This is a genomic window from Pilosibacter sp. NGB245, from assembly GCF_057397225.1.
This window is the reverse complement of record NZ_CM171584.1, coordinates 1,947,981-1,959,673: the sequence shown is the minus strand read 5'-3', so window position 1 is coordinate 1,959,673 and position 11,693 is coordinate 1,947,981. Positions and strand designations below refer to the sequence as shown.

The window sequence follows — 11,693 nt, the reverse complement described above, 5'->3', positions numbered from 1 at the left end:
AACAGGATAGATAGAAACAGCAAACTTTAAATAAGACAGGAAAAATAGGTAATTATGAGAAAATTAGCATTGCCAGAAGAGATACTCTTGAGTATCCAGCAGCCCGCCCGCTACATCGGCGGTGAGGTGAATATGGTGAAGAAGGATCCGTCCGCTGTGGACGTCCGGTTCGCCATGTGTTTCCCGGATGTATACGATATCGGAATGTCCCATCTGGGAATCCAGATTCTTTATGATATGTTTAACAAGTACGAGGACGTGTACTGTGAGCGCGTATACTCCCCGTGGACGGATCTTGATAAGATCATGAGGGAGAAACATATCCCATTATTTGCCCTTGAGTCCCAGGACCCGGTGAAGGAATTCGATTTCCTTGGAATCACGCTTCAGTATGAGATGTGCTACACGAATATTTTACAGGTGCTGGAGCTTTCCGGCATTCCGCTTCATGCGGAGGAGCGTACCTGGGATGATCCGGTCGTCATCGGTGGCGGTCCGTGTTCCTACAACCCGGAGCCGATCGCGGTGTTCTTTGATATGTTTTATATCGGAGAGGGAGAAGTCTCCTACCGGAAGCTTCTTGATATCTACAAGGAGTCCAGAAAGAACGGGGATTCCAGACAGGAGTTCTTAAGAAAGGCAGCGGGAATTCCTGGAATCTATGTTCCGTCCTTATACGAAGTGACATATGAGGAAGACGGCACGATCAGGAGCTTTCTGCCGACAGCGCCGGGGGTGCCGGAGAAGGTAGAAAAGCAGCTTGTTATGGAAATGACAGAGTCCGTCTACCCGGAGAAACCGCTGGTTCCGTTTATCAAGGCGACCCAGGACCGCGTGGTTCTTGAGATCATGCGCGGCTGCATCCGCGGCTGCCGTTTCTGTCAGGCGGGGATGATCTACCGTCCGGTCCGCGAGAAGAACGTAGAACGCTTAAAAGAGCTGGCTTATAGGATGTTAAAGAATACGGGACATGAGGAGATTTCCTTAAGCTCCTTAAGTTCCAGTGACTACAGAAGTCTGGAAGAACTTGTGACATTCTTAATTGATACCTTCCATGGCAAGGGCGTGAACGTTTCCCTGCCGTCTCTGCGTATCGATGCCTTCTCCCTTGACGTTATGAGCAAGGTTCAGGATGTCAAGAAGAGCAGCCTGACCTTCGCGCCGGAGGCGGGTTCCCAGAGATTGAGAAATGTTATCAATAAGGGACTGACAGAGGAAGATATCTTAAACGGATCCGCACTGGCCTTCCAGGGCGGATGGAACCGTGTAAAGCTGTATTTCATGCTGGGTCTTCCGACAGAGACCGTGGAAGATATGGAAGGGATCGCCCTGCTTTCCGAGAAGATCGCGGAGAAGTATTACGAGATCCCGAAGGACCAGAGAAACGGAAAGGTGCAGGTCGTTGCAAGTACCTCCTTCTTTGTTCCGAAGCCATTTACCCCGTTCCAGTGGGCGCAGATGAGCACGAAGGAAGAATTCCTCGGAAAAGCGCGCGTCGTAAACCACAAGATGCATGAGATGTTAAACCACAAGAGCTTAAAGTACAACTGGCACGAGGCGGATGTGACCGTCCTTGAGGGCGTTCTGGCCCGCGGAGACAGGAAGGTTGCCGCTGTCATCGAGGAGGCTTACCGACAGGGTGCACTCTATGATGCGTGGTCTGAGACTTTTAAGAATGATGTCTGGATGAACGCATTTGAGACATGCGGCGTGGATATTGATTTCTACACGACGAGAGCGCGTTCCCTCGACGAAGTATTCCCATGGGATTTCATCGATACCGGTGTGACGAAGGAATTTTTAAAGAGAGAATGGATCAATGCGACGAAAGAGACCGTTACCCCGAACTGCCGGATGAGATGCTCGGGATGCGGCGTGAGAAGATTTGGGGGAGGTGTCTGTTATGAAGATCAGAATTAAGTTTTCCAAGCAGGGAGCGATGAAGTTCATCGGACATCTCGACACGATGCGGTATTTTCAGAAGGTGATGCGCCGCGCGGATGTGGATATCCGCTATTCGGAAGGTTTCTCCCCGCACCAGATCATGTCCTTTGCGGCTCCGCTCGGTGTCGGCCTCACGGGAAGCGGAGAGTACCTCGATATCGAAGTGTTGTCCACGGATTCCTCTGTGGAGATGGTAAAACGCTTAAATGAGACGATGGTCGAGGGCGTGGAGGTCTTAAGCTACCGTCTGCTCCCGGACAATGCGGAGAATGCGATGAGTATCGTCGCAGCCTGTGACTACACGATCGTCCTGAGGGATGATTACGAGAACGGACTCTCCATGACGGCGGAGGAGTTCTATACAGGAATCCTTGATTTCATCGAAAACGGGAACCTTAATATCGTGAAAAAGACGAAAAAGGGCGAGAAGGAAATGGACTTAAAGCCCCTGATCTACAAGGCACACCGCGCGGAGAACGGAGACGGATTGTTCCTCCAGTTATCTTCCGGAAGTGCTGCCAACGTAAAGCCGGAGCTCGTTCTTGAGGCGTACTGCAAGTCCATCGGAAAAGAGTATCCGCAGTTTGCATTCCGCATCAACCGTGAGGAAGTTTACGCGGATGCAGGAGACCATGATTTTGTGACTCTGGAATCATTCGGGGAAGAAATTGGAGAAAAGATTGGATAAGCTGATCATTACGGCACTGCGCGGGAAGACCGCCGCAGTGCTTTTTGAAAATGGACGTGCCGTCCGGATCGATTTTGAGCCGGAGGCGGCGGAGGAAGAGACGGGGGTCATCTTCGTCGGAAAAGTAAAGAATATCGCAAAGAACATCAACGCGGCCTTCGTGGAGTACCGGCCGGGAGTTAACGGGTTTTACAGCTTGAAGGAGAACAGTTGCCCGCTGTATGCGGACGGGAAGCCGGATCATGGCCCGTTAAAAGCGGGGGATGAGATCCTTGTCCAGGTGGAGCGGTCCGCCGTGAAGACGAAGGACGCAGTCCTCACCTCGAATCTCACACTGACCGGGCAGACGGCAGTGCTCACTGCGGGGGCGAGTTCCCTCGGGATCTCCGCAAAGATCCGCGACAAGGAATGGCGGGAGGCGGCAAAACGCCGCTGGGAAGAGACTTCCCACGGAAACTGCGGTCTCGTCATCCGCACAAACGGGGAGACAGCCGGGCTCGACGCGGTGTTTGCGGAGTTTGAATCACTGTTTGAGCGTTACCGGGAGATCTGCAGGATAGCGGCGAGCCGGACATGCTGCAGCGTGCTGTACCGGCCGGAGAGCTTTGCAGTCCGCACGGTGCAGGATCTGAAGATCTCGGAAGGTCTTGAGGTTGTTACGGACCTGCCGGAAGTTTATAAGGAACTTCAGGATGCACTGGGAACGGCGGTTCTTCCGGATGCGATTTCCGGTGCATCTCCCAATGCGGCTGGCTCCGGAGAGCACGCCGCAGGCATGGGCGCAGGGAGACCGGTGATCCGGTTTTATGAGGATGAATTTCCACTCACCGCGCTCTATCACCTGGAGACGATCCTGTCGCAGGCGCTCGCGAAGACGGTCTGGCTGAAATCCGGCGGAAATCTTGTGATCGAGCCGACGGAGGCGCTCACGGTGATCGACGTCAATACGGCAAAGAGTGTCTCAAAGAAAACTTCGGAGGAGACGTATCTGAAGACGAATCTGGAGGCGGCGGAGGCGATCGCTGTCCAGCTGAGACTCCGGAATTTCTCCGGGATCATCATTGTTGATTTTATCGACATGAAAGAGGAGGAGAGCCGGAAAGCGCTCCTGGCGGCGATGCGGCGGGCGGTTGCTGCCGATCCCGTAAAGACAGTCCTCGTGGACATGACGCCGTTAGGCCTTGTGGAGCTCACGAGAAAGAAGATCCGGCGGCCGCTGCATGAGCAGGTGCGGGTGTAGACAGAAAGAAGATAACAGTTGGTGAACGGAAAAAACTTCGCTCTGAATGAAGATATTCACTGGGAGAGCTGGATTTCAGATATGAAGAGAGAGCCCCGGAGACAGAAAATAAAAATGTAAAAAATTGCAGAAAAAGTGATTGACAACAAGAAAAGTATTTGATATAGTTATCTAGTGTGCCGCACAGTGAGGTTTCCAAGGACTCCATAACGGAGGACACCATAACTGGCGAGTAATGATAATAGGAGGTGCAATATGTACGCGATTATTGCAACTGGCGGTAAGCAGTATAGAGTAGCCGAGGGCGACAGCATCAAGATCGAGAGAATCGACGCAGAGGTTGGTTCTGCAGTAACTTTTGATCAGGTTCTTGCTGTTAACAACGGAGAGCTTACAATCGGATGCCCGACCGTTGAGGGTGCAACAGTATCTGCAACAGTAGAGAAAGTTGGCAAGGGCAAAAAAGTTATCGTTTACAAGTATAAGCGCAAATCTGGCTACCATAAGAAAAATGGCCACAGACAGCTTTATACTCAGGTTAAGATTGAAAAGATCAATGCTTAATTAAGATTATGATTCAGGTAAATATCCTGCGTGACAGGAACGAAGTAGTAAAGGGAATCGATATCAATGGTCATGCTGGCTATGCAGAATACGGACAGGACGTGATTTGTGCTGCTGTTTCCGCACTGGTTCTCAACATGGCAAACTCCGTTGAAACATTTACGGACGACCACTTCGAAGGAAGTGTGGGGGAAGACGGCGGAAGCTTTTCTTTTTCCTTCCCGGATAAAATAAGTTCTGAGTCGCAGCTCCTCATGAAATCCCTGATCCTCGGACTCGAAAACATCCGGGATGAATATGGAGCAGAATATATCAAATTTCGATTCAGGGAGGTGTAACGATATGTTTAAGATGAACCTTCAGTTATTTGCTCATAAGAAAGGTGTTGGTTCCACAAAGAACGGACGTGATTCTGAGTCCAAACGCCTTGGAGCTAAGAGAGCAGACGGACAGTTCGTATTAGCTGGCAACATCCTTTACAGACAGCGCGGAACAAAGATCCATCCGGGTCTTAACGTAGGCATCGGCGGCGATGATACATTATTCGCAAAAGTTGACGGTGTTGTTAAGTTTGAGAGAAAGGGCAGAGACAAAAAACAGGTTTCTGTATATCCTCAGGCAATCAACGAATAATAACGAAGAGCTCCATACTGGATGGTATGGAGCTTTTTTAAGATTAGATGGCAGTGTAACAGTGAGACTCGGGATTCATGGAAACAGGAAAGAAAGGTTTTGCTGTTACATTTTTTATAGGTAAAAGATTGTAACAATCCAGTAGGTCTGCGCACTTGCTGCGCTGACCGTAATAAGACACAGGCTTGAGGATACTGAGTAGTTACAAAAGATTTATTGAGAGGACGGTTTTCCATGTTTACAGACAGTGCAAAAGTATTTATCAGATCAGGAAACGGCGGAAACGGACATGTAAGCTTCCGGCGTGAACTGTATGTTCCGAATGGAGGACCTGACGGCGGTGACGGCGGAAGAGGCGGAGACATCATCTTCGAAGTGGATGATGGATTAAATACGCTCGTAGATTTCCGTCATGTAAGAAAATATGCGGCCGGAAATGGCGAGGAAGGCGGAAAACGCCGCTGCCACGGCGCTGACGGAAAGGACCTGATCGTCAAGGTCCCGGAAGGTACTGTCGTTAAGGACCTGGAAACCGGAAAAGTGATCACGGATATGTCCGGCGAAAATCGCCGTGAAGTGATCTTAAAGGGCGGAAAGGGCGGCCTTGGAAATATGCACTTCGCAACAGCGACGATGCAGGTTCCGAAATATGCCCAGCCGGGACAGCCGGGACAGGAACTCTGGGTACAGCTGGAGTTAAAGGTGATCGCGGATGTGGGACTTGTCGGATTCCCGAACGTCGGAAAATCCACCCTGTTATCCCGCGTTTCCAATGCGAGACCGAAGATCGCAAACTACCATTTCACGACCCTGAATCCGCACCTTGGCGTTGTAAATCTCGGTGACGGGAACAGCTTTGTAATGGCGGATATCCCGGGACTGATCGAGGGCGCATCCGAGGGAGCCGGTCTTGGACATGAGTTCCTTCGTCATATCGAGCGCACGAAAGTCCTGCTCCATGTGGTTGACGCGGCTTCCGTAGAGGGACGTGATCCGATCGCGGATGTTCATGCGATCATGGATGAGCTTTCCGCCTACAACCCGGAGCTTTTAAAGCTTCCGCAGGCGATCGCAGCCAACAAGCTGGATGCAGTTTATGATGAGGGCGCAGATCCGCTTGCAGATTTAAAGAAAGAGTTCGAGCCGATGGGGATCCCGGTATTCGGAATCTCCGCAGTCAGCGGCGAGGGCGTGAACGATCTTCTGTATTATCTCTATGATGTGATCAAAAATACAGACCGCACACCGAAGATCTTCGAGAAAGAGTTCGAGATCGAGTATGTCGGCGATCGTTCCCTTCCGTACACGGTCGAGAAGGATGAGGACGGCATTTACGTGGTCGAGGGACCGAGGATCGAGAAGATGCTCGGATACACGAATCTTGATTCCGAGAAAGGCTTTGACTTCTTCCAGAAATTCTTAAAGCAGTCCGGAATCCTTGCAGATCTTGAAAAAGCGGGGATCCAGGAGGGCGATACCGTCCGCATGTACGGACTCGTATTTGATTACTATAAATAATGCGCCGGAGCTTCCCGGGCGTTTCATGGGAACATCCAGGGAGCCGCGCTTTTCCATATATGAAAAGGAGTTATTATGACAAGCAAACAGCGTTCCTATTTAAAGGGACTTGCAATGACGATGGATGCCGTTTTACAGATCGGTAAATCCAGCCTCACACCGGAGATCACAAAATCGGTTGAGGAAGCATTAAACGCGAGAGAGCTGATCAAGATCCACGTTCTGAAGAACTGTGCGGATGACGGAAAAGACCTTGCACAGATCCTTGCAGAGCGTACTCATTCTGAGGTTGTACAGGTGATCGGAAAGATGATCGTTCTGTACAAACCGGCGAAGGAAGAGAAAGACCGGAAGATCGTTCTTCCGTAATTGCCGCGGAAATACCTGTATTCCTGAATGTCGCTTTGTGCCGGAAATTTGCGAAAGTGATCTCCGCACGGACTGCGGAACGGGAAGAACAGGAAAAACGATAATCCTGTCGGTAATGGAGGATCCTATGAGACGCGTTGGTATTCTTGGGGGAACATTTGACCCGGTCCATAACGGACACCTGCTCCTTGGAGAACAGGCTCACCGGGAGTATGGGCTGGATGAGATCTGGTTCATGCCGTCTCATGTTCCGCCGCACAAAAAAGATCATCATATCACAGACGGAGCGGCGCGCATCCGGATGCTGGAGCTTGCCACGGAATCCGTTCCGTATTTTTCGGTCTCCGATTTTGAGATGGGACGCGAAGGAAATACCTACACGGCGCAGACACTGGCGCTTTTGAAGGAAGCGTACCCGGATATCGAGGTCTATTTTATCATCGGGGCAGATTCCCTGTATCAGCTGGAATCCTGGTATCATCCCGAACAGGTGATGGCACAGGCGGTACTCCTGGTCTCCGGAAGGACATACGAGGACGGCGGTGTTTCCCTTGAAGATGAGGTTTCTTACCTCAATAAAAAATATGGGGCTGATATCCGGATCCTCCACAACCCGAAGATCGAGGAAGCGTCCGCGGATATCCGGAAACGGGCGGCGCTGGGGGAGGACCTCTCGAAAGACACGCCCGAAGCCGTTGCAAATTACATCAGGGAAACAGGATTGTACAGGAAATAGAGGCAGGTAAACTGCAAGGAGACAGTCCGGCTCCTGACTGTAATAAAACAGGTGAAAACGAAGGATCCGTGCGGGAGATATCCCGGCGGGGCAGATTCAGAAAGAAGATTCATTATGGATAGTCGGGTACCTGAAATCAGAAAACATTTAAAGAAAAAACTCGATGCGTACCGGTACGAGCACACGCTCGGCGTAGAATTTACCTGTCAGGCGCTTGCAATGCGGTATGGGTACGATCTTGATAAAGCCGATCTTGCGGGACTTCTGCATGATTCGGCAAAACGCTTTGAAAATCCGGTCATGCTTCAGAAATGTCTGGACCGCGGGATCCCGGTGACAGCCGAGGAAGAGCGCGACCCGTCCCTGCTCCATGCGAAACTCGGGGCGTGGATGGCTGAGAACAAATATGGAGTGGATGATCCGGAGATCTTAAGCGCGATCACCTGCCATACGACGGGAAAGCCGGGCATGAGTCTGCTCGACAAGATCCTCTATGTGGCGGATTATATTGAACCGAGACGGTCCAAGGCGGCAAATCTTCCTGAAATGCGGAAGCTTGCCTTTATTGACCTGGATCAGGCATGTTTTGAGATCATGGAGAGCATTCTCGAGTATCTGAAGAGCACCGGGTGCCAGATCGATCCGATGACGGAGGCGGCCTGCCAGGATATGCGCCGTGTCGTTTCAGAAAAACAGAAAGAGACAGCCGGCGCGGCCGGAGAGACCGATCAAGACAAGGAGGAACAATCAGTTGAATCAGTCAAAAGAAATGGTAAAGCTTGCAGTCGAGGCTTTGGAAGAGAAAAAAGGCGAAGATGTAAAAATTATCGACATTGAAGGCGTTTCCGTGATCGCGGATTACTTCGTTCTCGCGAGCGCTTCCAACGCAAACCAGACACAGGCATTAGTTGATAACGTGGAGGAGAAGCTCTTCAAGGCAGGTTACGAGTGCCACCAGAAAGAAGGCAGCATGAGCTCTACATGGGTACTCATGGACTACGGCGATGTGATCGTACACGTATTCTCCAAGGAAGACCGTCTGTTCTATGATCTTGAGAGGATCTGGAGAGACGGAAAGATCGTGGAGTCGGTGGACGAGCTGTAGGAGAGATGTATATATACGAAAACAGGGATGACGGATTTAGATTGATCCGTACATCCCTGTTGTTTCTTATTCTGCATCATCCGGAAAACCGAAGATAAGAGAAAAATCCACCCGGTCGGAATCAGTCTGTTTATTGATGCTGATATGATCGGCGGCCGAGATGACCATACGCATTCTCTTTTCACGCGGCGTAATATCAATGCCGCACTGACTGCTGAAAGTTGCCGTGATGTCATGCCACGGGTCTTGCTGGATTTTCAGTCTGGAACCGGTGATCTCCGCAAAGTCTTTCAGAATCGGCAGGAAAGCGGCATCAAACACTGGGACATTACAAATGTATCCGATTTTGAAAATATGTTTGTAGGATACTGGTCTCATCCTGAATTCACAAAACGAGCAGATACCTGGAACAACGGCACCTTCATTCCAACAATCTAAACTCACCAATTTACCCAAAGAAAAAGCACGAACCCAGCGTCCGTGCTTTTTCTTTACCTGAAAAAACGATGATTCACAGAATTTCAAAAATCTCCCTGCTCAGTCCTGCATTACATACGCGATTCAAGATTTTCAATCATATCCATCATTTCTTTCCTAAAATCTTCTTCTGTGCCTTTTTTCGCCTTTTCCAGTATGGATTTCAGAATCCGAGTTGTTTCCTGATACATGTGGTTGATTGCTTTGGTTTCTATCTTTTTCTCATAACTGAGATCACCGGTCAAAGAAAGAGAAAAACGTATTTCCGCAGGCTGGAGCGGGATCTGAAATACCAGCAAATTGGAAAGCAGCAGCTCCGGTTCAACGCCAAAGAGTTCCGCCATTCTTTTCACGTTATCCGAAATCAGTTCAGCATTGTCTTTTTGAAACTCTGTCCGTAAAGATTCCTCGATGCACGGGTTCTCCGTGATTTCATAGGGAGTACCGCCGATCTTTCTCATAAGCAAAATGCTTGGAAAGTTATCCGGGTATACCTTGCTGTGGAGTTTCTTCACATGATATTCATTCTTACAGATTTCCAGTAACCGAACCAAAGCGGCATATCCAATCCCCTGATGACGGAATCTTTCAAAAAGTTCCAGCCCAAATTCCTGAACTTCTTCGCCCAGTTTCAGAATGGAAGCAAATCCGCAGACCTGATCGCCCATAAGAACGGCATAATGAGCCTCGGTATCGGCAAACATGGCTTTCCACGATCGGTCGTTCGCTTCTTCGTCCTGCAGCATGCGCTTGTTTACCCATGTTTCATTTTCCAATTCGAAGTATGTCTCCTTATCCGAATCCAGAAGTTTTCTTAATTCAATGTTCATACCCATCATTTCCTTTGCGTGTTCGATCATTATGGGTCCATTCTATCATAATGCAGGTAAAAAGGACAGCAGGCGGAGTGTCGTAATTACACTCAACCTGCGTCTCCGAAGTGCTGCGTGGGATTCTATGTTTCTCTTATACACAAGTGTGTGATTGACGCAGTCCGTGCGGCGGCTTATACTGGAGACAGAATAAATTGAACGTACTGGGAGAATCATTTTATGGCAAAAACTATCATATACATTCACGGCAAAGGCGGTAATGCCGAAGAAGCCATTCATTATAAGCCGCTTTTGGCAACTGTGATGTCATTGGTTTTGATTATGAATCGCAGACACCATGGGAGGCCAGGGAAGAATTTCCGAAATTCTTTGACACGGTCTGCCGGAATGCTCAGCCTGTGGAAATCATTGCCAACAGCATAGGAGCTTTCTTTTCCATGAACGCTTTAACGGACAAAAAAATCAGCAAAGCTTATTTTATTTCACCAGTCGTAGACATGAAAAAGCTGATTTCTGATATGATGCTGTGGGCCAATGTTACGGAAGAAGAGCTTAAGTGCAGGAAGAATATCCCGACAGCGTTCGGTGAAACACTTTCATGGGAATATCTTTGTTATGTAAAAGAACATCCTGTTGCATGGAATGTTCCGACACACATTTTGTACGGGGATCGGGATAGCCTGACATCTTATGAAACCATTTCCTGTTTTGCAGACCAGATTGGTGCCACACTGACCGTCATGAAAGGCGGGGAACATTGGTTTCACACGGACAATCAGATGGCATTCCTTGATCAATGGATCAAAAAATATATCTGATCAGATTCAATAAAAACTTCGGCAAATGCGATTGAACTGGAAAACGAAGAATACGGAAGAAAATCTATTGTTCTGGAAGGAAAGGAGAAATTCATATGATGGAAAACTATGTTTATCCCGGACACTCATGAGATGTTTGATTTGTACGACACACTGGAAGAACTGATCTCCAAAGAAAGCCATGATATCGGGTTGGGGCTTGGTTCAAGAGTGGACGCGGATCCCGATTTGGAGTATCTGCTGGAGGTGCTGTTCACTCCGGTAGAAGCCCGCTGCTCATATCTGGATATCTGGGGAACCAAAAAGTATCCGGATATCATCACGGACATTAAGGATGGCAAATTTATGGATATGTCCATGGAAGAATTTGAGGAAAAGCGGAAGAAATGGGTAAAAGAGATCCGCGAGCCCGCTCATCCGATGCTTCGTATTGTGAAAGCGATTAAGTATGGTCGTGAGGTCAATGATTGGGAAATCAAACTGCATCTGCAAAATCTGGTTTCCAGACAGAAAAATGTACTGGTTTATATGCAGGTGTGCCAGAATATGATCACTCACGGCTTCTCCCTTACTCAGAACGGCCGCATCTCATTTCAGGCAGAAGAAATTTCGCTCGGTATTCCCAAAATATAAAGCATTTGTACTTACGACAGGAGGCGCGGATCGTCACGGTCCGTGCTTCTTTTTTTGCCAAAACAAATCGTTTTCTTTCCATAATTCTTTCACAAAAAATAATGATGAAAGAGAGAAGATTACATGAATGCAATA

16 protein-coding genes are annotated in these 11,693 nt (G+C 49.0%); 14 read left to right on the top strand and 2 right to left on the bottom strand.

Features of this window, described 5'->3' with window-relative positions; all coding sequences use genetic code 11:
- Window positions 1-54: 54 nt before the first annotated feature.
- From ACXMYH_RS08790 to rsfS, 11 genes are all read left to right on the top strand, one after another.
- Window positions 55-1,920, top strand: coding sequence for a TIGR03960 family B12-binding radical SAM protein (locus ACXMYH_RS08790; protein ID WP_486554707.1), 1,866 nt, complete (start codon window positions 55-57; stop codon window positions 1,918-1,920).
- Entirely contained in the window at window positions 1,904-2,632 is a 729-nt protein-coding gene (locus ACXMYH_RS08785; protein WP_118529888.1) for a TIGR03936 family radical SAM-associated protein, read from the top strand. Before ACXMYH_RS08790 ends, ACXMYH_RS08785 begins: the two co-directional genes overlap by 17 nt.
- Window positions 2,613-3,872, top strand: coding sequence for a ribonuclease E/G (locus tag ACXMYH_RS08780; protein ID WP_486554706.1), 1,260 nt, complete (start codon window positions 2,613-2,615; stop codon window positions 3,870-3,872). The genes ACXMYH_RS08785 and ACXMYH_RS08780 overlap by 20 nt, the downstream gene beginning before the upstream one ends.
- Before the next feature lie 255 nt (window positions 3,873-4,127).
- A complete protein-coding gene (gene rplU / locus ACXMYH_RS08775; protein ID WP_021905027.1) occupies window positions 4,128-4,436 on the top strand; it encodes a 50S ribosomal protein L21 in 309 nt (102 codons plus the stop codon).
- Window positions 4,437-4,444: 8 nt separating this feature from the next.
- Window positions 4,445-4,774, top strand: coding sequence for a ribosomal-processing cysteine protease Prp (locus ACXMYH_RS08770; RefSeq protein WP_015554472.1), 330 nt, complete (start codon window positions 4,445-4,447; stop codon window positions 4,772-4,774).
- Between the two features lie 4 nt (window positions 4,775-4,778).
- A complete protein-coding gene (rpmA, locus tag ACXMYH_RS08765) occupies window positions 4,779-5,069 on the top strand; it encodes a 50S ribosomal protein L27 (protein WP_015554473.1) in 291 nt (96 codons plus the stop codon).
- Between the two features lie 234 nt (window positions 5,070-5,303).
- Window positions 5,304-6,587: a GTPase ObgE gene (gene obgE, locus ACXMYH_RS08760; RefSeq protein WP_118322675.1), complete on the top strand. Its 1,284-nt coding sequence runs from the start codon at window positions 5,304-5,306 to the stop codon at window positions 6,585-6,587.
- 75 nt (window positions 6,588-6,662) lie between these two features.
- Window positions 6,663-6,956: a ribosome assembly RNA-binding protein YhbY gene (yhbY, locus tag ACXMYH_RS08755; protein WP_015554475.1), complete on the top strand. Its 294-nt coding sequence runs from the start codon at window positions 6,663-6,665 to the stop codon at window positions 6,954-6,956.
- A 127-nt stretch (window positions 6,957-7,083) separates the two neighbouring features.
- Window positions 7,084-7,692, top strand: coding sequence for a nicotinate-nucleotide adenylyltransferase (gene nadD / locus ACXMYH_RS08750; protein ID WP_118529892.1), 609 nt, complete (start codon window positions 7,084-7,086; stop codon window positions 7,690-7,692).
- A 114-nt stretch (window positions 7,693-7,806) separates the two neighbouring features.
- The gene (yqeK, locus tag ACXMYH_RS08745; RefSeq protein WP_118322677.1) at window positions 7,807-8,529 is read left to right on the top strand and encodes a bis(5'-nucleosyl)-tetraphosphatase (symmetrical) YqeK; all 723 of its coding nucleotides are present in this window, start codon (window positions 7,807-7,809) and stop codon (window positions 8,527-8,529) included.
- Complete coding sequence (rsfS, locus tag ACXMYH_RS08740) at window positions 8,444-8,797, top strand: ribosome silencing factor (protein ID WP_117484561.1); 354 nt, start codon at window positions 8,444-8,446, stop codon at window positions 8,795-8,797. Before yqeK ends, rsfS begins: the two co-directional genes overlap by 86 nt.
- 66 nt (window positions 8,798-8,863) lie before the next feature.
- Here rsfS and ACXMYH_RS08735 read toward each other — a convergent pair whose 3' ends face one another.
- Window positions 8,864-9,322 carry a hypothetical protein gene (locus tag ACXMYH_RS08735; RefSeq protein WP_329751361.1) on the bottom strand — a complete coding sequence of 153 codons (459 nt, stop codon included), beginning with the start codon at window positions 9,320-9,322 and terminating at the stop codon, window positions 8,864-8,866.
- Window positions 9,323-9,345: 23 nt separating this feature from the next.
- A complete protein-coding gene (locus ACXMYH_RS08730) occupies window positions 9,346-10,050 on the bottom strand; it encodes a GNAT family N-acetyltransferase (protein ID WP_486554705.1) in 705 nt (234 codons plus the stop codon).
- A gap of 276 nt (window positions 10,051-10,326) precedes the next feature.
- On the opposite strand from ACXMYH_RS08730, the gene ACXMYH_RS08725 reads away from it, so the two are divergent.
- From ACXMYH_RS08725 to ACXMYH_RS08715, 3 genes are all read left to right on the top strand, one after another.
- Entirely contained in the window at window positions 10,327-10,530 is a 204-nt protein-coding gene (locus tag ACXMYH_RS08725; RefSeq protein ID WP_486554704.1) for a hypothetical protein, read from the top strand.
- 14 nt (window positions 10,531-10,544) lie between these two features.
- Window positions 10,545-10,925, top strand: a complete 381-nt coding sequence (locus tag ACXMYH_RS08720; RefSeq protein WP_486554703.1) for a hypothetical protein — start codon at window positions 10,545-10,547, stop codon at window positions 10,923-10,925.
- Window positions 10,926-11,066: 141 nt separating this feature from the next.
- Window positions 11,067-11,558: a hypothetical protein gene (locus tag ACXMYH_RS08715; protein WP_486554702.1), complete on the top strand. Its 492-nt coding sequence runs from the start codon at window positions 11,067-11,069 to the stop codon at window positions 11,556-11,558.
- Window positions 11,559-11,693 lie beyond the last annotated feature (135 nt).

Bases quoted from the DNA above. Each gene is read 5' to 3' on its own strand.
- yhbY (WP_015554475.1), top strand. From the start codon at position 6,663: ATGACAAGCAAACAGCGTTCCTATTTAAAGGGACTTGCAATGACGATG.
- rpmA (WP_015554473.1), top strand. From the start codon at position 4,779: ATGTTTAAGATGAACCTTCAGTTATTTGCTCATAAGAAAGGTGTTGGT.
- yqeK (WP_118322677.1), top strand. From the start codon at position 7,807: ATGGATAGTCGGGTACCTGAAATCAGAAAACATTTAAAGAAAAAACTC.
- ACXMYH_RS08725 (WP_486554704.1), top strand. From the start codon at position 10,327: ATGGCAAAAACTATCATATACATTCACGGCAAAGGCGGTAATGCCGAA.
- ACXMYH_RS08770 (WP_015554472.1), top strand. From the start codon at position 4,445: ATGATTCAGGTAAATATCCTGCGTGACAGGAACGAAGTAGTAAAGGGA.
- ACXMYH_RS08790 (WP_486554707.1), top strand. From the start codon at position 55: ATGAGAAAATTAGCATTGCCAGAAGAGATACTCTTGAGTATCCAGCAG.
- ACXMYH_RS08720 (WP_486554703.1), top strand. From the start codon at position 10,545: ATGAACGCTTTAACGGACAAAAAAATCAGCAAAGCTTATTTTATTTCA.
- obgE (WP_118322675.1), top strand. From the start codon at position 5,304: ATGTTTACAGACAGTGCAAAAGTATTTATCAGATCAGGAAACGGCGGA.
- rplU (WP_021905027.1), top strand. From the start codon at position 4,128: ATGTACGCGATTATTGCAACTGGCGGTAAGCAGTATAGAGTAGCCGAG.
- nadD (WP_118529892.1), top strand. From the start codon at position 7,084: ATGAGACGCGTTGGTATTCTTGGGGGAACATTTGACCCGGTCCATAAC.
- ACXMYH_RS08785 (WP_118529888.1), top strand. From the start codon at position 1,904: ATGAAGATCAGAATTAAGTTTTCCAAGCAGGGAGCGATGAAGTTCATC.